Consider the following 24,873-nt stretch of genomic DNA (forward strand, 5'->3'; position numbering starts at 1 on the left):
AGAGGAATAAAGCCTTAGTTAATAAATTTATAAAAAAGCCGAAGATAAAAAAAATATGCCTGACAGCAGAGACATAGATAAACTGGGAAGTCTCATTATACAGCTTGCGGAAGAACCTCATGTGATAGAGGAGTGGGGAGAATCAATAGAACTTCCTCCTCCTGTGGAGCCGGAGAAACCCAAGATAAGAACATCTCCTCTCAAGCAGGAAGAATCGCAGGACAAATCGTATCAGCAAGAAACTCAGGAAGAAGAGATAACAATTGACGATATGCTTTCCAGGTTGGATGAGCCTTCCGAGCCAAATGAGAAAGAGCCACCTGACCATGATGTCTTTGCTGAGCTTGGTTTTGAGCATCCCGATAATGAGGCCGGAGCAGAGGAAAAAGAAGAGACCGCTATCCCTGGATTGGAAGATATCCTTGGAGACGAGAGCCTGCCGGATATGGATTTCTTGCCAGATGAAGAATCCATAGGAGAGGATGAGCTTGCAGCTTCTGATAAAGCCCCAGATTTTTCGGACATAGAATCTGGGGGAGATTTGCTTGATACGCAGGATATCGATGCAATTTTTCCCGAGGAAAGTTCGCAAGATATGCAGGATACGGAGATAAGCGGCCTTGAGGGAGAAGACTTTTCCATACCACAAGAGCTACTCTCTCCTATAGAAGGCGAGGAAGAAGAGCAATCAGTAGAAGAATTGCCTGATGAGATAGACATATTCTCTTCTCGGGAAGAGGAGGCAGAAGAAGAGCAGGCTGCTGTTGAGAAGGATATAACGGACCAAGACGAGCTTCCTCCCTCTGACGATATATTCCCGTCTCTTGATGATGTTGATAGAGAGCTTTCTTCCGGAATTGAAGATGACTTAGATTTTTCTGAGGATCTTCCCAAAGAAGCTGAGACTCTTGAAGAAGTTTTGGATGAATCCGATTTTTCTTCTCTGCCAGATATCAATGATGATATATTCTCTGATACTCCAGCAGAAGAAGAGGAACAGCCTCATCCTGATATCCCAGATGATTTCTCCATGCCTGATTTTGATGAAGAAATTTCTGAAGAAGAGCTTTCTCCTCTTGAGGGTGTGGAAGAACCTTCTGTTGCCCGGGAAGAAATAGAGAGTGAGCTTCCTGATTTTTCTTTTGAAGAAACAGCAGAGGACAATCAGCCTCCTGATGATTTTTCTGTGCCTGACTTGTCTGATATTTCTTCTGATACGCAGGAAGTCTCTTTTGAGGAACCTCTTGAGATTGCTCCAGAAGATGAGAACTTCTCAATGGATGAGTTTACCTTTGAAGAAGGCAGGGATGAATTTTCTGTGGATAGTGATACTTCTTCTGCTGAGAGTGATTTTTCTCTTCCTCCCGAGCTAGATGATGAGAGTGACATCAATCTGGATGAAGATATAGAGGTGGATGAGTTTAGCCTCAGAGATTTTGGCGAGCATTTTGGTGTCGTAGAAGAAGCTCATGATGAGATTCCTGACTTGGATGATAATCTCAATCCTGCAATGGCTGTTACAGCAGAAGCTGCCGAGTCTCTGCCTGAGGCTGAGTTTAGCCTGAGCGAAGAAGAGTTTGAAAAGCTGCAAAAGACTCTTTTTTCCATGCCCAGAAATCTCAAGATAGAGGTTGAGCGTCTTGTTGCAGAACAGAAAATAGGAGGGGAAGACCTTGAAAAGCTCATAAGGATGCTTGTTGCAGGAGAATCTCTCAAGACCATAGCTGCTTATGTTGGAAAGCTTACTGGGAAGAGGATAAGAATCCCTGCAGGCTATGAGAAGAAGACAGGTGTAGCCTTTGAAGAGGAAAAAAACAGTTTTGGATATATACTTCGTTATAGAATTTTCCCTATAATACGGGCCATTTTGGCAGGGACTCTTGCACTTGCAGGTTTCACCTTCCTTATCTATCAGTTTGTCTATAAGCCTATTTATGCTTATAGCCTTTACAGTGATGGTTACAAGGACATCCAGGCAGAAGTCTATGACAGTGCCATGACCAAGTTTGACAGAGCGGGGAGAGTCTGGCGTTATAAATCTTGGCATTATAAGTATGCGGAGGCTTTTACAGAGCACCGCCAGTATAGCCTTGCAGAAGAAGTATATGTCAAGCTTCTTGCTGCCTATCCCTATGACAAGAAGGGTATACTGGATTATGCCTATCTTGAGTCGGATAAACTTGCACGATACGAAAAAGCAGATACGATACTTTTGTCCTATTTGCGAGAAAAGAACTTTAAAGATAAAGAAATACATCTAGCCAGAGGAGATAATTTTCTTAGGTGGGCTGACGAGGGAGCAAAAGATGAGTTTTTACGTTATGAAGACGCGAGAAAAGCCTATGCCCGTGTTCTGGAATACCATGGGAATAGCGACGAGCTTACAGAAAGAATGCTCAAGTTTTTTGTTCACCAGGAAGAAAAGGCTGTTGAGCTTAATATTGCAGATATAGATAACCTCTCTCACGTAAAAACCCTGATAGATTTTATTCTCAACAATGATGTAAAGCTTAGCTCCGGAGAACTTGCGCGGGCAGGCGGTTATCTTATGGATAGAAAAGAAATGGAGAAGGTAAGGGACACTCTTTTTAAAGCACGTGAGATCGACGACCTTGTACCAGAAGTGCCATATCAACTTGCAAGATATTTTGAAATCGTGGATAAGCCTGCGGATATGGAAAAAGCTCTCATCGCTGCAGAAAAGCTTTTTACAAGCAGACAGAGCCTTGACAGAAGAGCAACCGGACAGCTTGTGGACACATACCTGCGGCTTGGACTTCTCATGGCTGATAAAGGAGAAGTCCTTACGGCAGAGGACTATTATCGTAAGGGGATAAAACGCTACGAGAACGCGTTGGAAAGCAGAATCCTCAGAAAAAAAGCTTCCTACGGCAGGATATACTCCGCACTTGCGGACATCTATTATTACAATTCTGACAAAGAAGACGTAGCTCTTTCTCTCTACCTCAAGGCAGAAGACAGCTTCTACAAAAGCCCTGAGAATGACTACAAAGTAGGTCGGCTCTATTACAGAGCAGGCAACATGGACAGCGCACTGGAGCGATTTTCCTTAGCATATGAAGTGCAGAGAAAAAACAAAGCCGCTCTTTTTGCACTTGCCAATACACTGTACATGAGAAAAAGCTATGCAGCCGCAGAGGGTTACTACAGACGTCTTCTGGACATGCTTGAGAAACAAAAAGCAGGGATAGGTTACCTCAACGTACAGGAGGACCCCCGTCACAAAGCCCTTTTGGGAGCAATCATACATGTTGAGAACAACCTTGGAGTCTGCCTCTTTCGGCTTTCTGGAGGCTCAGAAGGCAGCGATAAATATAGAGAAGCCCTTATCTACCTAACGGATGCTCAGGAACTCTTTGTCAATCTTTACCGCGACCCGGCATCACTTGAACGTGCAGGCATAAAAAACCTTGCATTTATCAATCAGGATATAATATTGCATCCTACAACGGACTTTATCCGCCTGCCCCTTGCAATATACGCAAAACTTCCGCCATCTCTTGACGACGAAAATCTATAAATTCTATACCGAACGGCGTACAGCTAAGCTGTCCGCCTTTTTACCCTGTTACTGACAACAAACCCGTATGCCGTTCTTTTTAAAAAAAAGCCGGAGCGTGTAAGCGCTCCGGCGTTCGGTTTTATAATATAAAAACTATTCTATATCAGTCATCCAGCCAAACTTATCCTCATGAGAACCGTATTGTATGCCTTTGAGCGTCAAAAGAAGCTCTCTAGTAAGCTCTCCCATCTTGCCGTCTGCAAAGACGGCTGTTCTGCCCTTGTGTGTTACTGACTCTATATGGGCTATACCTGCTGCAGTGCCTGTCACAAAAACCTCTTTTGCACTGTCCATAACCTCTTCTATGGCGATTTTTCTCTCTTCTGTCTTTATTCCCATTGATTGTGCAAGCTCTATTATGCTCTTTCTTGTAATTCCCGGCAGAATGGTATCTCCCAGAGCAGGGGTAACAAGTGTACCGTCCTTGAGATAGACAAAAATATTGCAGGATGAACCTTCCTCAAGATATTTTCTTTCTTTTGCATCCAAGAATATGGCTTCCATATAGCCCTGGCTGTTGGCTTTTTTCTTGGCAAGAGTGGAGATTACATAGTTGGAAGCACATTTTATCCAACCTGTTCCATTTTCTGTTGCACGTATCATATCGCTTGTTATTGCCTTGTTGTTGGGTCCTTCAAAATATGCTCCAACAGGGGTGCTTACTATTACTACCCAGGGGTGTTCTGACTGGTTGAGCCCTATGCCTGGTTCTGAGTAGCTAAAAGGTCGTATGTATACGGAGTGTCCTGATAGAAAGCCGTCTTTTTCCCATGTATCGGAGTATCGCGGATAGTAGCCAAGGTTTTTATTTTGTCTCACTAGGGTTTTTACGGCATTTACAAAAAGTTCTGGCGGAAACGGAGGCATAAGTATCCCCTCCATGGAGCGCTTAAAGCGTTCTGCATTCTGCTCTGGTCGAAACAGTCTTAGCGAGCCGTCTTTTTGTGGAAAGGCCTTAAGCCCCTCAAATACGGAGAGGGCATACTGCGTAGAAAAGTTAACAAGGGGCAGCTGCGGAAAAGAATTTCTCCTCTCAAGAAGTGCTTCTCTTTCCTGTTCTGAGAGAGTTGCTTCTTTTTCCGCACCCAAGTGCGGTTTTGCCTGATATTCTTCTATCCAACCGTTTGTTGTGTATTTTGCTGTGTAAGTCCACGGATACAATGACAGACTAAAACTTTTCTTTGCCATACCGCAGTGCTCCTTATTGTAAAAATAATGGCTAAAGTTTAGGCCTGTTTTAAAAAATAGTCAAGGATATGGAGATAAAAACGTATTTGCATGCAAAGTATTGTGTTTGTTTTTAGTATACATGTAATATTTTGTGTTTTTGAGTTTTATGTTTCTATATGTAGTATCTTTTTTAAAGATAATTTACCCATTTTTCTTATGTTTTCTACAGGTTTTGCAGTTTTGCGTTTTGTTTTTATTATATTAATGTGTTCTTGTATTTATCTTATTATAAAAATAGTTCTGGATTATTGTTTGTGCTGTTATTAGACTGTGTTGTATAATATTTTTACAATAATTTGCAAAAAGGAGTGCTGTTATGGTGGATGCTGTAATCATTATGGCAGGAGGAAGGGGAACGCGGTTATGGCCGGCTTCTGTGGAGGACTCTCCCAAGCAGTTTTTGCCTGTAGAAGGGGAAAAAAATCTTCTTGACCTTGCTCTAGAACGTGCGTTTGCCTGCAATCCTAATACCCCAGTTTTTATTGTTACTGGGGAACGATATATGGAAAAAACGCTTTCCTGCACGGATAAGCTGGAAAAAAATAGAAAAAAACAAGTTAGGGTCGTGGGAGAGCCTGCAGGTAAAAATACTGCACCGGCCATTATGCTGGGAATGCTGATGGCAGAGAAAGAGTGTGGCAACTGCAATGTACTTGTCCTTACTGCAGACCACCTTATAAAACCCCTGGACGCTTTTGTTGCGGATGTTGAAAAAGCAGTGGAACTTAGTGCCTCTGGATATCATGTTGCCTTTGGCATAAGACCTAGTGCTCCAGAGACAGGATACGGATATATACATGTGGGAGAAAAGATTATGTCTGGGAGGCGTGTCCTTGAGTTTAAAGAAAAGCCCGATGAGCTGACTGCACTTGCTTATCTCAAAGATGGCTCCTATCTTTGGAACTCTGGTATGTTTGTCTTTAATTCTTCTTTATTTGTAAGAGAGCTGGAGAAGCTATCTCCAGATGTTGCTGCTGCTTTTCTTGATGCCGATATGTCAGTGGAGCATGATTATAGAGACGGCGTGAGCCTTTATTATGGCGGAGATTTGCCTGGGATATATGCTAAGACAGAATCAATATCCGTAGATTATGCCCTTATGGAAAAAACTTCACTGGCCTGTGTAGTTGAGGCCGGATTTGAGTGGAGCGATGTGGGGAGTTGGGACGAGTATGCATCGCTAGCAAGTGTTACTGGACAGGTCTTTGAGGCAGAATCCTCAGGCTGTACAGTGCTCAGCGATGTGCCCGTTGCCTTGTGTGGAGTGGACAATCTTGTGGTTGTTTTTAAGAACAACAGGCTTCTTGTTTTAAAAAAAGGAAAGGGACAGCTTGTGCGGGATGCTGCAGAATTCTTTGATAAAAGAAAATAGACTTTTTTAAAAATACGGTTAGCAAAAAATAAAAAAACTTGACAGCGTATTAAGGCGTTGGTATACTTATGCCGAAGGATAAGGGGATTAGTGATGGGTCGTTGACTCTTCTTACCCCTACTAAGATTTTTAGGAGGCTATGTGATGAAAAAACTAACTTTAGTGTTAGTGGTACTGCTTATCGCAGCAGGTATGGTTATGGCCGATGTGACCGTTGGAGGTTGGGGCCGTATAGAGTTTGGTGTTACTGGTAATAATACCAGTGGTTCTAAGCCGATGGTGGTGGCTGGACCTGGTTGGGCAGGTGGCGGAAGAGTTGGAATAGCTATCAATGGTTCTTCCGACAATGTTGGTTTTTCTCTCAATATCAATTCTAATGGTGGTTCTATAGGGATTGGCGATAACGCAAATATCTGGATTAAATTTAATGACATTGTTATGCTTACTTTAGGGCAGGCTCAGGAGGATTCTCTTAGAGGTAAGGTGGGTGACATCTATGGTGCAATGACAGGTGGTGACCAAGATAGTATTTTTATGCGTGCTTATCCTAAGAAGGGTGCTGTTCTTAAGCTCACTCCTGTTTCTGGTCTTACTGCTATATTGGCTCTTGATACAGACAATAGCACAACAACCCTTGAAGATGCTTTTAAGTATATTTATGCTGGTGTTGGATATGTGATAGATGGTGTAGGTTTTGTAAGACTTGGATATAATCCTAATGATAATCAGTGGGGTACTGCTGCTTCATCTCCTGTTGCTGACAATACTTTTGGCTATCTTAACTTTGCCTTCCAGCTTACAGCTGTTGAGGGGCTTAATGCCGATCTTGGTGTAAAGTATAATCTTGCTAATACTGTTGCTGGTGATACTGTTGCTAAGGTTGCTCTTGGTGCTACATATGGCATGGATGCTTTTGGTGCAACACTCAGGGTTGATACTGCTTTCCAGAAGGATGACAGCAATTCTGATACTTCTGAGTTTGATCTCAATGTCGCAACAGACCTTAACTATAGTCTGGATATAGCTACTTTTGGTGTGGTTCTGGCATCTAACAACCTGCTTGATACAGCTAATGCTGGTACTGGAAAGGCTTTCCAGGTTCAGCCTTATGTAAAGAAGGGTTACTCCAACGGGTATGTACGTCTTGGTGTTAATTATCTGTCTATGCTTGATACTGGTGCAGATCCGTCTAGCGTATGGACGATTTTTACAACAGCTGAGTACTGGTTTTAATTAGTATCTAGTTGTCTTATTGTGGGAGCAGCCATTGGATGCTCCCACATTTTTTTTGTATATATAAACAATAAGTACTAGAAAACTTATTTAGTCATCCCTTCCTTGATATATTTACAACATTAATTTTATTTTAAAATCATTTTGTTTCTATTTATAGAAAAATTCTCTTGACAATAAGGATGAGACAATGTATTCTTGCATATATGTTTCTATAAATAGTAACAACTGGAGGACTATGTGGCAATTATCATACGAGAGCTTCCTGCAGAGAGATTTACTCCATATTCCCTTGCCCGCAAGCTTGGAGCAAAGGCTCTACTGGAATCCGCTTCTTTTCTAAAGGGCAGAGAGAGATATTCTCTTCTTCTTGTTGAGGAAGCCTTCCGTCTGGAGCAGAGAGGAAGAGATGTCTTTTTTATAAAAGATGGTAAAAGGTTTAGGATAAAGAACCCGGGGAGAGATATTCTAGACGCATGCAGATATTTTGCAGATCAGCATGAGAGAGCTGACTATGACTTTCCTCTGCCAACTGGAGGAGTAGGATTCTTGTCTTACGAGTTTGCTTCCTTTTGCGATAAGATAAATATAGCAGACAAAGAAGAGCCTCTGGGGCTTCCTCTTGCTTCTTTTATTTTTGGGCATCTGTGGGTTGTTATGGACCATTATACGGACAGGATGTTTCTAATTGCTATGGATTACAAGGAGGCTCCGTGCGATATAGCCGCACTTGCCGATAGGACTGAGTCTATGCTGGATAATCTTGATTTTTCCTTCATGGCGGCTGCTCCATCTGCTTCTTATAATATAGAGGATGTAAGCTGCGACCAGACCTGGTATCTTGATGCTGTATCTACAGTTAGGGATGAGATTATTGCCGGTAATCTCTTGCAGGCAGTACCGTCCAGAAGGTTGTCTTTGCGTACGGATATGCCTGCCTTTGAGGCATATCGGGTTCTTAGATCTTCCAACCCTTCTCCTTATATGTTTTTTCTTGATTATGGAGATTATCAGCTTTTTGGCGCTTCTCCCGAGGTGCAGATAAAAGTAAAGCACGGAGAGGCTGTAATAAGACCCATAGCGGGCACTAGAAGGCGTGGCCGGGATGCTGCGGAGGACTTTGCACTTGAGCAGGAGCTTCTTGCTGATACCAAGGAGAGGGCAGAGCACATAATGCTCGTGGACCTTGCAAGAAACGATCTTGGCCGCGTATGCGTCCCAGGATCTGTTATGCCTGCGGAGTATATGGTTGTTGAGAGGTATTCTCATGTCATGCATATAGTCTCGGAGGTGAGGGGCAGGATTGCAGACGATTATAGTGGTATTGATGCCTTTAGAGCAAGTTTTCCTGCGGGTACTGTGAGCGGTGCTCCAAAAATCAAAGCGATAGAGACAATAAGCAGGATAGAGCCTGTAAAGAGGGCTTTTTATGCGGGTTCTGTGGGATATATTGAGCCAGGAGGAGAGCTGGATACATGTATAAGCATACGCACTGCGCTTAAAAAAGGGGATATGCTTTATTTGCAGGCAGGAGCTGGCGTAGTGTACGATTCTGTCCCGGAGAGAGAATTTGAAGAAACCAGTGAGAAATTGGCTGCTCTAATGCATGCCATAGGTTTGGAGGAAGAACATGTACCTTCTGATAGATAATTATGATTCTTTTACTTATAACCTTTTTCAATATATATCCGAGATCACGGATAAAGAAATCAAAGTTGCAAGAAATGATGAGATAAGCATACAAGAGATTGAGAGCCTGTCGCCGGAGGCTATAATAATCTCTCCGGGACCAGGCAGGCCTGAGGATGCCGGAATATCTTTAGAAACCATAAAAACATTTGCTGGAAGGATACCCATACTTGGAGTATGTCTAGGGCATCAGTGTATTGCTCAGGCTTTTGGTGCAAGGATAATACAGGCAAAGGCTATCATGCATGGTAAGACGGATATGATAAATCATGATGGCAGGGGTGTATTTCGTATGCTTCCCAGTCCTTTGGAGTCCATGCGATACCATTCTCTTGCTGTTGATGCCGCAACTTTGCCGGAAAATTTTGAGATTAGTGCCACAAGTCCGGATGGAGAAATTATGGGAATACGGCATAAGGAATATGTTCTAGAAGGGGTTCAGTTTCATCCAGAGTCAATAGGACAGAAAGAAGGCAAAAGAATTCTTTCTAATTTTCTCACATATAAGAGAGAGCCCTTTGATATACGATCTTTTATATCCGCAAGGCTTGATAAAAAGGATGCCAGCAGAGAGGAGGCGGAAGCCTTTATGGATGAGCTTACATCCGGCAACCTAAGTCCTGCTCAGATAGCCGGAGCACTTGTTGCAATAAACGCCAAAGGCTTTGCTTCTCAGGAGGTAGCTGGCTGTGCAGCTGTCTTAAGAAAAAAAGCTGTCAGAATAAATCCTGATAAAAAAGTTCTTGATACATGCGGTACAGGAGGAGACGGGTTGGGAACCTTTAATATCTCTTCTTTTTCTGCTCTCATTGCAGCAAGCTGCGGTGCATCAGTAGCAAAGCATGGTAACAGAGCTGTAAGCTCAAAGAGCGGTAGTGCAGATTTTTATGCTGCAATGGGGCTTCCTGTTGAGCTTCCTCCTTCAGAAGCGGAAAAAATGCTCAATAAAGAGGGCTTTGCGTTTCTTTTTGCTCCTCTATATCATAAAGCAATGAGATATGCAGCAGCACCAAGGAAAGAATTAGGGATAAAGACCATAATGAATTTCCTTGGGCCATTATCCAATCCCGCCTTTGCATCTTACCAGCTTATAGGTGTTTTTTCTAAAAACTATCTTAGGCTCATGGCAGAAGCGGCAATACAGCTCGGAGTAGAAAAAATTATGACGGTACATGCAGAAGATGGCCAGGATGAGATATCTGTTTGTGGAAAAACGCATTATATTTTGGCTGATAAAGATGGTAACATAGAAGAGGGCTCTATTACTCCTGAGGATATGGGACTTGCAAGATACAATGTATCTGAGCTTATATTTGGTGATGTATCAGATAATGTCACCATAGCAGAAAGACTGCTTGATGGGGAGGGGCCTGATGCTGTAAAGGCCGCAGTGTGTGCCAATGCAGGAGCTGCTCTATATGTTGCTGGATTTGCAGCAAGCATAAAGAGCGGAGTCATGATGGCTATGGATGCTCTTTCTACGGGTAGAACAAAGGCTTATGTAAACAGGATTAGAAGTTATGCAAAAAATTAAAACAGATAGTGATATAGGTATAAAAGAGGATATTTTAAAAAAAATAATATATGACAGAATAAAGAGAATAGATAGGTATGGACATACCCAGGGATTAACTATTCCAGATAAACGGCAGTATCCTGTTATCCCTTTTGGGAGGGCGCCTTTTATTATAACGGAGATTAAACGCTGCTCGCCTTCTAGGGGTAATATAGCCGGAGGTATGGATATATATTTACAAGCAGAAAAATATGTAAAACAAGGATCACGTAATATCTCAGTCCTTACGGAAGAGCAATATTTTGGAGGTTCCTTAAGCGATCTTATGACCATAAAGGCCAGGTTCCCTCAGATTTCCATACTGAGAAAGGATTTCCTGCTTGATGAGGCTGATGTTGATGTTTCTTACAGAGCAGGTGCAGATGCTGTGTTGCTTATAGCAGGTATTCTTGATGATGTGACTCTTAGATTAATGTATGATAAGACAAAAGAATTAGGAATTGCAGCTCTTGTGGAGGTGCATTCTCTGGAGGAGCTGGAGAGAATATCTGTTTTGGAACCTGAGTTTGTGGGTATCAACTCAAGAGATCTTGTGAGCTTTAATGTTGATATTTTAACCCCTGTCAAGTTAAGACGACATATTTCCTGGGATGCACGTGTGGTTTTTGAATCCGGGCTATGGGAGTTTTATCATGCCTATTTTGCTTCTTCTTCTGGTGCTGCTGGTATCCTTGTGGGAGAAGCACTTATGAGAGAGCCGGAGAGATTTGAAGGATTGGCAGCAGGTCTATCCGCAGGTCAGAGGACAAGAGCAGAAGGGCAATCTTTTTGGCAGTATCTTATGGTTAGGCTTGAGAAGCATCGCCCTCTTGTGAAAATATGCGGACTTACTAGAGAAGAAGATGTAGCCTTTGCAGACAGACTTGGTGCCGATTTATTGGGATTTGTTCTTGCGGATTCTCCCAGAAGGGTAAACAGAGATTTCTTGAGTACTATTGGCAGAACTCAGGCAAAAAAAATAGGCGTGGTTGTCGAAGGCCAAGGGATATCCATAGAAGATGCTGTAGCTCTTGTAAAAGATGGCTTGCTGGATGCGCTCCAGTTCCATGGTGATGAGCCTAAAGAGCGTTTAATGAGTTTGGATATACCATGGTATAAAGCGGCAAGAATAGAAGATGTCTCAGATATGGATTCTGCACTTGCGTATAATTCTCCAAGACTGCTCATAGACGCAAAATCAGAACATGCCTACGGAGGTACGGGCAAAAGCATAGATGATTCTCTCATTGATTATGCAAAAACAAAAACAAGCTTATGGATTGCCGGTGGTCTTTCTCCCGATAATATTAAGAATATCGTAAGGAAATATAATCCTGAGTTAGTGGATGTTTCTTCTGGTGTGGAAGAATCTCCAGGCAAAAAAGATAAGGCAAAATTAAAACAATTTTTTGAGGAGCTTTTTGATGCAGCTTTATAATGACTTTTTTGGCAGGTTTGGAGGTCGTTATGTTGCAGAGGTTTTGAGAAAACCTCTGGATGAGTTAGAACAGTCTTTTATAGCTGCCATGAGTAATGAAGGCTTTCTTTCTGAGCTGGAGTATCTGCAAAAGACATATATAGGTCGTCCTACTCCGCTTATGTTTGCTGAGAATGCAAGTAATATTCTGGGAGGCAGTAAAATATATATAAAAATGGAAGGTCTTGCCAATACTGGCGCACATAAGATCAATAATGCCCTAGGGCAAGCTCTGCTTGCAAAAAAGATGGGTAAAAGCAGAATAATAGCAGAAACAGGGGCTGGACAGCATGGAGTGGCTACGGCAAGCGTTTGTGCCAGACTTGGATTGGATTGTACCGTATATATGGGTGAAGTGGATATGGCCAGACAAAGACCCAATGTATATCTCATGGAGATGTTTGGGGCTCAGGTAGTTCCTGTTTCTAGTGGCTCCAGAACTCTAAAAGATGCAGTAAATGAAGCCCTCAGAGACTGGGCATCTTCCTGGGATACTACTCATTATCTGATAGGTTCGGCACTTGGGCCTTCTCCGTTTCCGGATATGGTGAGGGAGTTTCAATCTGTGATTGGAAAAGAGCTAGTAAAACAGATAGAAGAAAATGTCAAGGAAGATGTAGAAGCGCTTGTTGCCTGTGTAGGTGGGGGGTCAAATTCCATAGGTTTTTTTGCGCCTTTTATAGAACAAGAAAGGCCTGCGCTTGTAGGAGTGGAGGCAGGAGGAAGAGGGTTGGGCAATGGAGAACATGCTGCCAGAATGACGGGCTGCGGAGTAGAAGGGATTGTTCAGGGATATAAGAGCATGTTTTTGCTTGATTCTGACGGGCAGGTCTTACCTACTCATTCCATATCAGCTGGACTTGATTATCCGGGAATAGGTCCCCAGCTTGCACATCTCGGAGAAACAGGACGTGTGATTTTTACACGAGCAACAGACAAAGAGGCCTTGGAGGCTCTCCGGTTTTTTGCTCGCCATGAGGGTGTGATTTTTGCTTTGGAATCCGCTCATGCAGGAGCTGCTGCAATAAAGCTTGCAAAAGAAGGTAGTCCGGATAAGGCAATAATAGTCAATATGTCAGGGAGAGGGGATAAAGATATCTTTATAACAGCAAAGATAATAGATGGAAACAGATGGAGAGATTTTTTACTTTCGGAGGCCGGTGATGCATAAAAAAAGAATAATGGCACATATGATACCTTATTATCCGTCACCGGAAGCTTCTTATGATGTTGTACGTGGCCTTGTGGATGGTGGAGCATGGGCTCTGGAAGTGCAGTTCCCTTTTTCTGATCCCACTGCGGATGGACCGGCCATCCAGGGGGCGTGCACTACAGCGTTGGAAAACGGATTTACTGTTGATAAAGGAATAGATTTTATCAAGAAAATAAGAAAGGATTATCCAAAACTGCCAGTCTTTGTTATGAGCTATGCCAGTATACCTTACAGAGTGGGAATTCCTCGTTTTGTTTCTATCATGGCGGAACTGGGGATAAATGGGCTTATTATACCGGATTTACCTCCTGACTATGATGAAGGGTTTTATGAAGAATGTATTACAAGGGATTTGCAGCCTGTTCCTGTTGTTATTCCTGATATGACAGAAGAAAGGCTTTCTCTTATTACTGATAAAGCAGGGGAGTATATATATGCTGCTCTAAGAAAAGGAATAACGGGACAGCATACTGAATTGGGAGAAGACAACATTGGTTTGTTATCAGTATTAAAAAATAGAGGTTATAAGACACTTGCCGGTTTTGGTATTGATAGCCCGGAGCAGGTGGCAAAGCTATCACGCCATGCTTATGCAATTGTTGCGGGCTCTGTTTTTGTAAGGATATGCAAAGAAAACCGAGATGATATCTATGGTTCTGTAAAGAAAAAGGTAGAGTATTTGCTTTTATAAATATGTATATGGACTTTATATGTAATTTTTATAATATTTAATTATGAGTATTTTTTACGGAGGATTTATGGCAATAAACATAACTGCTGCAGATTTTAAAAAAGAAGTTATAGAATCCGATATCCCGGTTCTTGTGGACTTCTGGGCCGAGTGGTGTGCTCCATGTAAGATGGTTGCTCCTGTTCTAGAAGAACTTTCCAATGCATATTCAGGCAAGCTTAAGGTTGTAAAGGTAAATGTGGACGAAGAACCCGATCTTGCTGGTAACTATGGAGTTGTAAGTATCCCTACAATACTTTTATTTAAAAATGGAGAAGTTGTAAAACAGCATATAGGAGCGGCTCCTCTATCTGTTTTTGAACAGCTTGTTCAGTCTTATATTTAGATTTAATAGACTTCATCGCTGTTTACAGAACCAAAACTAGACTGTGATGTAGGAACAATATGCCAGTCTAGTTTGCTGTTTGTATCAACAGGGACTGATGCTCTGTTTATTGAGCGGGTGGATGTGGAAGGATCCGGGTCAATGCAAAACTCGGGTAGCAATATTTCTTCGGTACTTTCCCATCCACCAAGCTTAAATATCTCTTGTGCTCTGTCAAAGATCTTCTTTGTTCCAAACCCTTGATATCTGGATGATGTTCCAGTACTGTATACTACTGCATCCAGGAGTTCTCCACCTACTCGTGTATAGAGGCTTATGACTCCGTTGTTGCCTGATAAGCCTTTACCTCCGGACAGCCAAAAATCCCATCCACCGGAACTTGCATCCTTGCCACCCGATACATCTGGTGCGGTTGTTTCGTTCTTTTCTTCTGTCGTACCATCCGGCTTTGTATGCAGTACTACAAAGCTACCTGCTTCAAGATAAAGGGAAGGGAAGATAAAGCGCTGATCCCAGTCAGAATCTGTTCCCTCGTATAACACTATGCCCCCTATGTTTCCAGCACTTAGCAGGAAAAGCTCCACGCAATCCGGATGTGAGGAAGAGCCTTGGGTTGTAAACTCATTAATAAGGATATGTGGAATATTAGGATTAAAGCCGTAAAAAAACAGCAAAAAACTAAGGTGGTTTCCACTCTTATCCGTTATCTCGCCGTCAACAGAAAGCCTTTTTCCCGGCTCAACTTTGCCGTCAAGTTGAAACTCCAGCTTTGAATCTGTTATAGTTATATTTTTTATGGAAAAGCCGTCATTACACATAAGATTTTCTTTGTTTGCAATAACGGGTTCTGAGAAAAGTATGTATCCTGTATTTTCCCCGGACATAGCATAGTCTGCAATTGTAGGCGGAATCATATCAGAGTCATTCGGTATTATTGGAGATTGTTCCGAGCAATTGTTAAAGAAAAAAAATAGGGATATAATAATAAGGGTTTGAAACTTTTTCATTACCTAAGATATACTGATAAATAAGATAATTTGCTTTAAAAATTATTTGTAGTTTAGGAGAATTTATGTCAAATCCCCTTTTGGAAAAATATGGAAAGATATTTCCTGCAGGTACGATTATATTCAGAGAAGGAGATTCCGGTGATAACATGTTTATCATTCAGCAGGGAAAGGTGAAAATATCAAAAAACATAAGTGGTAAAGAACATACTCTGGCTGTTCTTGATAAAGGGGATTTTTTTGGTGAGATGGCTATTGTTATACGTGCCCCTAGGAGTGCAACGGCCATGGCGATGACAGATGTGCTTGTTCTTTCTTTTACCCGCGAGGGTTTTCAGAGCATGGTTGAGAAAAACTCCAAGATAGCACTTACAATAATTGACAGATTATGCAGAAGACTTCAGCAGACCAATATGCAGCTTCAGCATCTTGTTAAAAATAATCTCAAGAGTCTTATAATGCTGGATCTTTATTTTGCTTTTAAAGGTTCTGATGGTATTCTCAAGTCTATTCCCTACAAAAGTACTGTCAATGAGATCGCACTCAATAAAGAAGTGGATACGGAAGAAGTAGTTAATATAATAAAAGAATTTATGGAGGAAGGACTTTTTTCCATAGAGGGGGATGAACTCCTTCTTCTTGATTTTAAAAAGCTTGCTTCCATTGTTGACAATCAGAATATAAAATAAAGGAGTCTTTAATAATGTGTGGAATAATCGGATATTGCGGTCCAAAGCCTACTGCCAAAGTCCTATTGGAAGGACTAAGAAGGCTGGAGTACAGAGGCTATGATTCTGCTGGGATTGCTACCATAAAAGATGCGGAACTCACTGTGATAAAGAAAACAGGCAAGATAAATGATCTTGCATCTGTTGTCCCTGCTTCTCTTGACGGGCAATATGGTATAGGCCATACAAGATGGGCAACACATGGTGCTGTAAACGATGTAAACGCCCATCCTCACGTATCTCAAAATGGTAAGATTGCAATAGTACACAACGGTATAATAGAAAACTTTGCATCGCTTAAGGAAACTCTGGAAGAAAGGGGCTACAGGTTTGTATCCGATACAGATACGGAAGTTCTCGCTCACTTGGTAGAAGACTTTTATGAGGGGGATTTGGAAGAAGCTGTAAAACGGGCACTCTCTCTTGTAAAGGGTACTTATGGTCTTTTGTGTATATGTACAGAAGAGCCTAATACAATAATAGGTGCAAGAAATGGTTCTCCTCTTGTTATTGGAGTAGGCGATGGAGAGATGTTTCTTGCCTCGGACGTTACAGCTATTCTAGGGCACACCAGGCAGGTTGTCTACCTTGAAGACAATGAGGTTGTAAAAGTATCATCCGAGGATTTTACAACAACTGATATAAGAAATACCCCAATAAGCAAGAAGATAGAAAACATAACCTGGGAATTGGAAGAGATAGAAAAAGGAAAATATCCCCACTATATGCTCAAGGAGATTTTTGAGCAGCCGGAATCCGTCAAGAGAGCTATGCAGGGCCGTCTTGACGAAGAGTATGCCACCGCACATCTTGGTGGTCTCAATATGAGCACTAGGGAACTCCTTGAGATAGAGCAGGTTGTTATAATAGGTGCTGGTACTTCCTATTATGCAGGCATGCTGGGTGCTTACATGATAGAAAACCTTGCTAGAATACCTGCCACAACTGAGCTTTCTTCAGAAATCCGCTATAGAAACCCCATAGTAAAGCGTAATACACTCTATTTTGCTGTCTCTCAGTCTGGAGAAACCGCTGATACACTATATGCCCTGCGAGAACTCAAGAGAAAGGGAGGCAAAGTCCTTGGCATCTGTAATGTTGTAGGTTCCTCCATAGCGAGGGAATCCGATGGAGGTGTCTATATCCACTCTGGACCAGAGATTGCAGTAGCATCTACCAAGGCCTTTACATCTCAGATTACAGCTTTTTATCTTTTTGCTCTTCTTATGGCACGAATGCGTGACCTTTCTTTTGAGGATGGCCTTATACTGCTCAGAGGGATGAAGGAACTCCCGGATAGGATAAACGCAGTTCTCAAACAGTCCGAGCACATAAAACACTTGGCGGAAAAGTACTCTTATGCACGCAATTTTTTGTTCCTTGGCCGTGGACTCAACTATCCTGTAGCACTGGAAGGTGCTCTCAAGCTCAAGGAAGTTTCCTACATCCATGCTGAGGGCTACAGTGCGGCAGAGATAAAACACGGCCCGATTGCTCTTATCAACCCGGATACACCAAGTATGTTTATAGTTCCTCGTGACGAGTTACGGGACAAGGTCATCACAAATATGAAAGAAGTAAAATCAAGAGGTGGCAAGGTTATTGCTCTATGTACGGAAGGTGACAACGGAGTGCGACAGATAGCAGACGATACAATAGAAGTTCCCGAGGTTAACCGCTATCTTAACCCCTTTCTTATGGTGGTACCATTGCAGCTCTTTGCTTACTATATGGCCATCAAGCTGGGACGGGATGTTGATCAGCCAAGAAATTTGGCAAAAAGCGTTACAGTAGAATAAAAACATAATACCGAACGCCCTGCCGCTGCTTGTGCAGCGCAGGGCTTTTTTATAGATGCTTATAAGAAGTTGCCGACATACCGATAAGAGATGATATGAAGAACCGTTATATTGCGGTTATATGCTTTATTTTGTTTTCAAGTCTTTTTGTCTTTTCTCAGGATTTATCCGTAAAACCGGATGAGCTAATAATAGAGCAGGCACTAGAAGGCGGTTATCACCTATGGATAAAAAAGAAACCTGATATAGCATCTGTACTAATAACAGAATCCACGGAAGATCCGGCAAGAAAAGTCGCAAGCTATGCACTCAGGACAACAAGCTATAATAAGATAAACGGAGAAGAAAAAAGACTTCTCAACGGTGAGTTTCTTGACAATTCAAGAGGATATTATCTTATTGACTCCTCTGCAGAAAAGCATCCCATTCTGGGAGAGGCTTTTCATATTTTTATCCCGTATGTTGTTGTATACGGCTATCCTTGGACCAGACACGGAGAAATGCAGATTTTGGACGGTAGCTATCTCAACATCAGAACCTTTGTGCGTCCTTATGCTGATTATTCCGGTGGTTTTAAAGATAATCCCTTTATATTGCGCGTTGTTCAAAAACCTTTTACAGGACCGCCTGAGGCAAACTATATGCCGCAGGCAGAGGAAAGCTTTAAAAAACTTTCCCAAAGGAGCAAGACACCTCTTTTTTACTCTACAGGACATGAGGATGTACTCAGTCAGATAAAAAAGGTGCTGGAGGATAAAAAAGGCGACAGCCTTGATCTGGTGCTTGTACTGGATACGACACAAAGTATGGAGGATGATATTCCGTTCCTTCAGAAACAGCTTGTTTCCATTATCCGGAATACTTGTAAAGGGTATAAAAAAATAAGAGTAGGTGTTGTCCTCTATAAAGACTATATGGAAGAATATCTCAATAAGGTTATACCTTTTCAATCGGATCTGGATAGGTTTAATTCTCTTATTTCTACCATACGTGTGTCTGGAGGACGGGATTTGCCGGAAGCAGTCTATGAGGCTCTATATGCTGCCCTTATAAGGTTTGATTGGCTCTATGATGACAGGAAGATTATTCTTATAGGCGATGCACCTCCTCATCCCTTTCCCAGAGGTTCTGTCACTGAGGATATGGTTTATTCTGCAGCAGAGAAAAAGCATGTGCTGGTTTTTCCTATACTTCTCCCTCAATAGTTTCCAGCTGTTTGCCAAAGGCAGGTCTTACCGCAGTTTTCTTGTTCTTTTGCAGTATAAGCTGAGGTAAGACCGTTCGGTGTTTTTTCAATTGAAATTTTTGACTGTTTGTGCTATACTCTCAAACGAAGGACGACCTTATCCTTCCCCTGTCCTTCATGCGTGGGAGGGAGGGCGGCAGGTATGTTGCCCTCCTTTTTTATAGATGTAAAAATGTCTGAGGAGCTTGGAGAAAGCTTCTTTTTTTTTTATAATCGCCATGATGTGTGATAGCAATGTTTCTTTTTCTTCTGTTTCTGTGCTTGAGCATAGACAGATAGCGGACGGGTATTTTTTTATGTCTTTTGAGTATCCCAGTTTTTTTTCGCGGCCTCGTCCTGGGCAGTTTTTTACTTTGCGGGCGGGGGATTCTGTTGTTCCGCTTCTCAGACGGCCTTTTGCTTTTTCTTTTTTTTCCAATGATAAGGCTGGCTTTATCTATCAAAAGCGTGGCAGGGCTACGTCCAATCTTGCTGCAATGAGTGCAGGCGAGCAGATTGATATTATTGCTCCGCTTGGCAATTGTTTTCCCATGCCTTCTAGCGTAGAGTATCCTGTGCTGCTTGCAGGTGGTGTGGGACTGGGACCTGTGCTTTTTTTCTCCAGCGAGCTTGAGAGACAGGGGATTTCTCATACTCTTATCATAGGAGCAAGGAATTCTTCTTTTATCCCTGAGTATAAGCCGTCTTCTTTGGTTTCTTTTTTTGTATGTACGGATGATGGTTCTGCTGGTTTTAAGGGCAATGTTGCGGACCTTTTACTGGAGAATATGCCTCCTGCTGGGGCTATCCTGTATGCCTGCGGTCCCAATCCCATGATGAAGGCTTTACACAGCATTGCTCTTGATAAGGGGTTTATGCTGTGGGTCTCCATGGAACAGGTTATGGCCTGCGGTGTGGGGGCCTGTGCAGGTTGTGTTGTGCCTGCTAGGGGCTCGTATGTGCGTGTCTGCAAAGACGGACCTATTTTTGACAGCAGGGAGATAGAATGGACCTCAGTGTAAGGATAAGAGACAAAGTTCTTCCCAATCCCGTGGGTGCGGCATCGGGTACCATAGGCTATGGCAGCGAGTACGAGGGGCTTGTGGATTATGACAGACTGGGCGCGCTGTACACCAAGGCTGTTACGCCGGAACCAAGAGAGGGTAATCCAATCCCCCGCATTGTGGAGACAACAGCAGGGCTTCTCAACTCCATAGGGCTTGCCAATGTCGGTCTCAAGCGCTTTTTATCGGAGAAATGGCCTTATCTTTCCTCTCTTCCCTGCCCTGTAATAGCAAATGTAGCGGGGAGCAAGCCAGAGGATTATCTGCAGGTAGTTTCTGTTCTGGAAGAGCATACGGATATGTGGGGCTATGAGATAAACATATCTTGTCCCAACGTAAAAAAGGGCGGTATCACCATTGGCACTGAGCCAGATGTTGTAGAAGACCTAACGGCATCACTTAGAAAACTGACTAACAGGCCTCTCATTGTAAAACTTACGCCCAATGTTACGGATATCCGGCTAATAGCACGTGCTGCGGAAAACGGTGGAGCGGATGCGCTGTCTTGTATCAACACTGTTGTCGGTATGGCTATAGACATAAAAAGGAAACGCCCTGTTATACCCCAGAAGACAGCCGGGCTTTCCGGTCCTGCCATAAAACCCATAGGTATAGCTGCAGTTTATCGTGTAAGGACTGCTGTCAGCATCCCCATTATAGGATTGGGTGGGATAATGAACGCAGACGATGCTATAGAATATCTGCTCGCAGGTGCTTCCTGTGTCCAGATAGGTACAGGGCTTTTTGTCGACCCCACTATTACGGTTAAGGTTCTGGAGGGGATAGAAGAGTACATGAAGCAAAACAATATGAACTCTATCTCAGACTTTTCCTCATACTGGAAAGAATGGTAATTTTGTATACCGAACGCGGCCTATGCAGCAGCATAGGCCGCTGCCTCCGGCGGAATAATTAAATGATAAGGATATCTTTTTATATATTCTCATTTATGGGCTTATGGTGTCTGATAAAAAGCCTTTTATATCGGCCATTACATCTTCATCCGGAGCTCCGCTGTCTAGCTCAAAGTGGTCTGCATTTTTTTCTGTTATGATATATATGGTATCTATCTTGTTTCTAAGTTTTTTTTTGCTGTAGTCGTTGTCAACAACATTATCCTTTGCTGCAAGAATTAGGAGAGTAGACGGCATATCAATGTGAGGTGTTTTTTCCAGCTTTTTTTGCCATATGACAAAGTAGTCCAGCCATGTAAACGGAAAAACTCTGAGCCCCAGTTTTGTGCGGGCAAAAGCACGATAGGAATGTGCAAAGATGCTTGTTATTGTTCTTACCGATGTCAGAATTCCCTGATACGGGAGCTTCATAAGAGGAGCAAAAAGAACTATTTTTTCTATTTGTGTTTTGTAACGCATGCTGTAATCTATAAGTGCAAGTCCGCCTGTGCTGTGTCCTATTGCGTAGTATGGCCGGGGTAGGTACGGAGAGAGATTAGTGATAGTATTGTTGACAGAATCGCCGTAGATATAAAATCCAGGCCAGGCATCTCCTCTTGTGCCTGTAGATAAACCATGCCCGGGAAGGTCTATAAGAATTGTTGCAAGTCCCATAGTAAGGAGCTCCGATGCTAGCCTGCCATAATGTGAGCTGTCCGTAGCATATCCGTGAAAAACAAATACACTGCCTGTTATGTTTGTTTCTGGTAAGAATATATGTACAAAAAGGCTGTAAGGTCCGGATGGTATTGTACCTGCAAGATGTTTTACAGGGGGATGTTCTCCTTGCAGTATGCCGGATGCATAGTTATAAAACTCTGTATTCTTTTCTTGCGGTATGGATAGATTGCTCAGGGTACTGCACTGCTGCCATAGTTTTCTGCGATATTCTTCTGTTTCATCATAGGTAGGATTGATGCTTGTACAGGAAACTGTGAGGAGAAAGAGAGCAAAGGGGGCAATGGCAAAAATTGTCCTTATGCCGATGATTGTGCTTCTCATCTGTTATAAGTATAACAGTATGTGTTGCTTTTTTAAGTATTTGCACAAATATTTTTCTTGTTTCTGTATTGTTTCTTTTTGCCGCAGGCAGCAGAGGCTGCGCCATTACTATCTGCTGTGCTTTTGTGTGCGCAGGTTCTGCGTTCGGTTTATTTTTTTTGTTGTACTAGGGTATAGCTCATGTTCTCTTTGTGGATGATTGTGAGTGTTTTTTCTTTTTGTGTGAGCAGGGGCTCTTTTGTGTTGTGGATGACTCTTGAGTAAAATATAGGAGGGTTAAAATCTGTATAGCAGGGGTGTTTTACTGGGCTTTCTATCCATGGATAGGAAAAGGCAAGGTTTGGAATTATGTGTTTGTAGAGGTTTTCTGTAAGGTGGTTGGAATTATATAGAAGATAATCCGTAAAGAATGCAATGCGCTGCTGATATATTGTTGCAAGATGTTTTGCCCAGAGTATGTGTGCGGGATTGTTGAGGCCTATTAGAAAGTTTTCTTGTGGGTTTTTCTCTATGATATTATGTAATTGGCTGTATGTGCTTTTGTAGGAAAAGGTTGTGGGTGCCAGAGGAATGACTGTATAGGTTTTGTTTTTTATTGTGAGTTTTGCGAGTGATTTTGTATCTATGTTTGTGTAGTCTGTTACAAATGGTAGGTTGCTGTCTCTGGGTGATAGTGTGTTGCGAAGAGGAATCGATGGTGTGTTTAGGGGAGGATTCTGGCTGTGTTTTTGAGTGCTAGTTGGGTTATCCAGGTTTTTGTAAAGCAGGGAGAAGATTGCTCTTCTTGTCTGTTTTAGGAAGGATGGGGGGTAAAATATGCGGGTTATGTTTATGCTGTCTTCTGCGTTTATTGTGAGTTCTGCTTTTATGGGTATTTGTCCGGCAGGGCTGTAGTAGGAGAATAATTGAGTCAGTTTTGTGTATGTTATTTCTTTTTCTGCTGCTTTTTGTAGTGAATGGTAGTATTCTTCCTCCAGGGTCTTGTCTGCAAAATCAAGTTTTATATGTAGTCTGTCTTTGTATATTGTTATGTTAATTTTTGTATGGAGAGGTGCTTTCTCAAGTGCTGAGGCTTTTATCTCAGGGAGTTTATTGTCGTGTGCCGAGAGAAGTCTGATTTCATGCTGTTCTGCAAACTTCTTTGGAATGTTTATCCATACTTGCATACCTTTTTGGGCCTGTGTTAGTTTTGTCTGGTTTTTTCTTATGCTTTTTATTGCCCAGGCTGTAATTTCTCCTTTTTCTATTATGCCTGCTCCATCTCTTATGTGTATTTCTTGCTCAAGATGCACAAGTGCTTCTTTTTCTGCTACTTTTTTTATTGTTCCCAGCTTGAGTCCTCTGTGCCCCGGGTAGTCCGTGTCTATGAGTTCTTGTTCTTTGTGTGTTTTTATGTGGCCTTCTCCAGTATTTCTCATAAAGCTTAATGCAAGTTTCTCCATAAGCTGAGGATCAGTTCTTCTTGTGTCCAGTTTTTTTCTCCAGAGTCTGACTGCTGCATCTACGTATTCTGGCGATTTCATTCTGCCTTCTATTTTAAAGGAGCGTATGCCTGTTTTTGCTAGTTCTTCTGCGTGTTCTATTAGCATTAGGTCGCGCATGGAGAATGTGTATTGTTTTTTCTTGTCTTTTTCCTGCCATGTTCTGCATACCTGTGCGCAGACTCCTCTATTGGCAGAGCGTCCCAGCATTAGTCCGGAGGCAAGGCAGATGCCTGATGTGCTGTAACACATCGCGCCTGATACAAAGACCTCGTACTCTATTTCTGGTACTTTTTGTATGATTTCTTTTATTTCTGCTATCTCCAGCTCTCGTGCAAGGATTACTCTGGAGAAGCCAAGCTCTGCCATGAGCCTTGCTCCATCTGTATTGTGTATTGCCAGTTGTGTTGATGCATGCAGTGTGAGATTGGGGAAGTCTTTGCGTATGAGATCTGCAAGCCCCAGGTCCTGCACAATGACTGCGTCAGGTCTCAGCATGCTCAGTATGCGCAGCCAGTATCGCGCTTCCTCAAGTTCTGTATCGCGTATAAGGGTGTTGAAAGCTATGTTGAGCTTTACTCCCTGGGCTTGGGAAAAGGCTCGCAGGGCAGATAATTCTTGTAAAGAGGGGTTGTTGGCAAATGCCCGTGCAGAGAATCTAGGCAAACCTGTGTATATTGCGTCTGCTCCGGCTTTTATCGCGTAGATACCTGCAGCCAGGCTGCCTGCGGGAGCTAGAATCTCAGGCTTGTTTTTCATGATGAGAGCATAGCACAGCCTGCCGTATTGTTCTATAAAAAAGGCAGGCAGTGTAGCTGCCTGCCGTTCGGTATTAGTTATTTTTTTTAACCGAATGCTGCTGCCTTGCGGCAGCAGCTTGTACCCCGCGGGGATTTTCTTAGGAGAGCTATGCTTCTGTCACAAAGAGTTTTATACCCTCTTGTGGAAACATTCTTTTTAATTTCTGTATTATGGCACGGAGTTTCTCCAGTGTTTCTTCATCCGTATAGCTTATGATGATAAAGTTGCTTTCTGGCCATATGTGGTCTCCGCGCCTGGGACCGCTTGAGCCCTTGCCCTGAACTTGAGGAATCTGTGTATAGTAAAAGTCTTCTATTTCTTCTTCTATCAGGTCAAAAAGGTCTTCTTCTACAGAATGGTTTGCTATTATTTCCACTCTTTTCAT

General features: G+C 42.5%; 19 protein-coding genes. 14 read left to right on the forward strand and 5 right to left on the reverse strand.

Annotated elements, in window-relative coordinates:
- Nucleotides 1-55 precede the first annotated feature (55 nt).
- The gene (locus WKV44_02240) at nt 56-3,541 is read left to right on the forward strand and encodes a tetratricopeptide repeat protein (GenBank protein ID MEM5947353.1); all 3,486 of its coding nucleotides are present in this window, start codon (nt 56-58) and stop codon (nt 3,539-3,541) included.
- Between the two features lie 135 nt (nt 3,542-3,676).
- Here the strand turns inward: WKV44_02240 and ilvE are convergent, their stop codons facing one another.
- On the reverse strand, nt 3,677-4,771 hold the full coding sequence (gene ilvE / locus WKV44_02245) for a branched-chain-amino-acid transaminase (GenBank protein ID MEM5947354.1): 1,095 nt from the start codon (nt 4,769-4,771) through the stop codon (nt 3,677-3,679).
- 358 nt (nt 4,772-5,129) lie between these two features.
- On the opposite strand from ilvE, the gene WKV44_02250 reads away from it, so the two are divergent.
- From WKV44_02250 to trxA, 8 genes are all read left to right on the forward strand, one after another.
- Nucleotides 5,130-6,185, forward strand: coding sequence for a mannose-1-phosphate guanylyltransferase (locus tag WKV44_02250; protein MEM5947355.1), 1,056 nt, complete (start codon nt 5,130-5,132; stop codon nt 6,183-6,185).
- 144 nt (nt 6,186-6,329) lie between these two features.
- Nucleotides 6,330-7,418, forward strand: coding sequence for a hypothetical protein (locus tag WKV44_02255; protein MEM5947356.1), 1,089 nt, complete (start codon nt 6,330-6,332; stop codon nt 7,416-7,418).
- A 240-nt stretch (nt 7,419-7,658) separates the two neighbouring features.
- Nucleotides 7,659-9,068 (forward strand): chorismate-binding protein, encoded by a 1,410-nt coding sequence (locus WKV44_02260; protein ID MEM5947357.1) that lies wholly within the window; start codon nt 7,659-7,661, stop codon nt 9,066-9,068.
- Nucleotides 9,049-10,641: a bifunctional anthranilate synthase component II/anthranilate phosphoribosyltransferase gene (locus WKV44_02265; GenBank protein ID MEM5947358.1), complete on the forward strand. Its 1,593-nt coding sequence runs from the start codon at nt 9,049-9,051 to the stop codon at nt 10,639-10,641. The genes WKV44_02260 and WKV44_02265 overlap by 20 nt, the downstream gene beginning before the upstream one ends.
- Nucleotides 10,628-12,100, forward strand: a complete 1,473-nt coding sequence (locus WKV44_02270) for a bifunctional indole-3-glycerol phosphate synthase/phosphoribosylanthranilate isomerase (protein ID MEM5947359.1) — start codon at nt 10,628-10,630, stop codon at nt 12,098-12,100. The genes WKV44_02265 and WKV44_02270 overlap by 14 nt, the downstream gene beginning before the upstream one ends.
- Nucleotides 12,087-13,310 carry a tryptophan synthase subunit beta gene (gene trpB / locus WKV44_02275; GenBank protein MEM5947360.1) on the forward strand — a complete coding sequence of 408 codons (1,224 nt, stop codon included), beginning with the start codon at nt 12,087-12,089 and terminating at the stop codon, nt 13,308-13,310. Before WKV44_02270 ends, trpB begins: the two co-directional genes overlap by 14 nt.
- Nucleotides 13,303-14,043 carry a tryptophan synthase subunit alpha gene (trpA, locus tag WKV44_02280; GenBank protein ID MEM5947361.1) on the forward strand — a complete coding sequence of 247 codons (741 nt, stop codon included), beginning with the start codon at nt 13,303-13,305 and terminating at the stop codon, nt 14,041-14,043. The genes trpB and trpA overlap by 8 nt, the downstream gene beginning before the upstream one ends.
- Nucleotides 14,044-14,110: 67 nt before the next feature.
- Nucleotides 14,111-14,428, forward strand: coding sequence for a thioredoxin (gene trxA / locus WKV44_02285; GenBank protein MEM5947362.1), 318 nt, complete (start codon nt 14,111-14,113; stop codon nt 14,426-14,428).
- A 2-nt stretch (nt 14,429-14,430) separates the two neighbouring features.
- Here trxA and WKV44_02290 read toward each other — a convergent pair whose 3' ends face one another.
- The gene (locus WKV44_02290; protein MEM5947363.1) at nt 14,431-15,342 is read right to left on the reverse strand and encodes a hypothetical protein; all 912 of its coding nucleotides are present in this window, start codon (nt 15,340-15,342) and stop codon (nt 14,431-14,433) included.
- 158 nt (nt 15,343-15,500) lie between these two features.
- Here WKV44_02290 and WKV44_02295 point away from each other — a divergent pair, with 158 nt between their 5' ends.
- The 5 genes from WKV44_02295 (at nt 15,501) to WKV44_02315 (ending at nt 21,105) form a co-directional block, all read left to right on the forward strand.
- On the forward strand, nt 15,501-16,124 hold the full coding sequence (locus tag WKV44_02295; GenBank protein MEM5947364.1) for a cyclic nucleotide-binding domain-containing protein: 624 nt from the start codon (nt 15,501-15,503) through the stop codon (nt 16,122-16,124).
- A gap of 14 nt (nt 16,125-16,138) precedes the next feature.
- On the forward strand, nt 16,139-17,962 hold the full coding sequence (glmS, locus tag WKV44_02300) for a glutamine--fructose-6-phosphate transaminase (isomerizing) (protein ID MEM5947365.1): 1,824 nt from the start codon (nt 16,139-16,141) through the stop codon (nt 17,960-17,962).
- A 95-nt stretch (nt 17,963-18,057) separates the two neighbouring features.
- Nucleotides 18,058-19,167 carry a VWA domain-containing protein gene (locus WKV44_02305; GenBank protein MEM5947366.1) on the forward strand — a complete coding sequence of 370 codons (1,110 nt, stop codon included), beginning with the start codon at nt 18,058-18,060 and terminating at the stop codon, nt 19,165-19,167.
- A gap of 226 nt (nt 19,168-19,393) precedes the next feature.
- Nucleotides 19,394-20,209, forward strand: a complete 816-nt coding sequence (locus WKV44_02310) for a dihydroorotate dehydrogenase electron transfer subunit (protein ID MEM5947367.1) — start codon at nt 19,394-19,396, stop codon at nt 20,207-20,209.
- Nucleotides 20,194-21,105 carry a dihydroorotate dehydrogenase gene (locus WKV44_02315; protein ID MEM5947368.1) on the forward strand — a complete coding sequence of 304 codons (912 nt, stop codon included), beginning with the start codon at nt 20,194-20,196 and terminating at the stop codon, nt 21,103-21,105. The genes WKV44_02310 and WKV44_02315 overlap by 16 nt, the downstream gene beginning before the upstream one ends.
- 93 nt (nt 21,106-21,198) lie before the next feature.
- Here WKV44_02315 and WKV44_02320 read toward each other — a convergent pair whose 3' ends face one another.
- The 3 genes from WKV44_02320 to WKV44_02330 form a co-directional block, all read right to left on the reverse strand.
- Nucleotides 21,199-22,206: an alpha/beta hydrolase gene (locus tag WKV44_02320; GenBank protein ID MEM5947369.1), complete on the reverse strand. Its 1,008-nt coding sequence runs from the start codon at nt 22,204-22,206 to the stop codon at nt 21,199-21,201.
- A gap of 149 nt (nt 22,207-22,355) precedes the next feature.
- Nucleotides 22,356-24,446, reverse strand: coding sequence for a peptidase U32 family protein (locus tag WKV44_02325; GenBank protein MEM5947370.1), 2,091 nt, complete (start codon nt 24,444-24,446; stop codon nt 22,356-22,358).
- A gap of 148 nt (nt 24,447-24,594) precedes the next feature.
- Entirely contained in the window at nt 24,595-24,873 is a 279-nt protein-coding gene (locus WKV44_02330; protein ID MEM5947371.1) for a PG0541 family transporter-associated protein, read from the reverse strand.

It is taken from the genome of Spirochaetia bacterium 38H-sp, from assembly GCA_039023545.1.
Classification (GTDB): Bacteria; Spirochaetota; Spirochaetia; order Winmispirales; family Winmispiraceae; genus Rarispira; species Rarispira pelagica.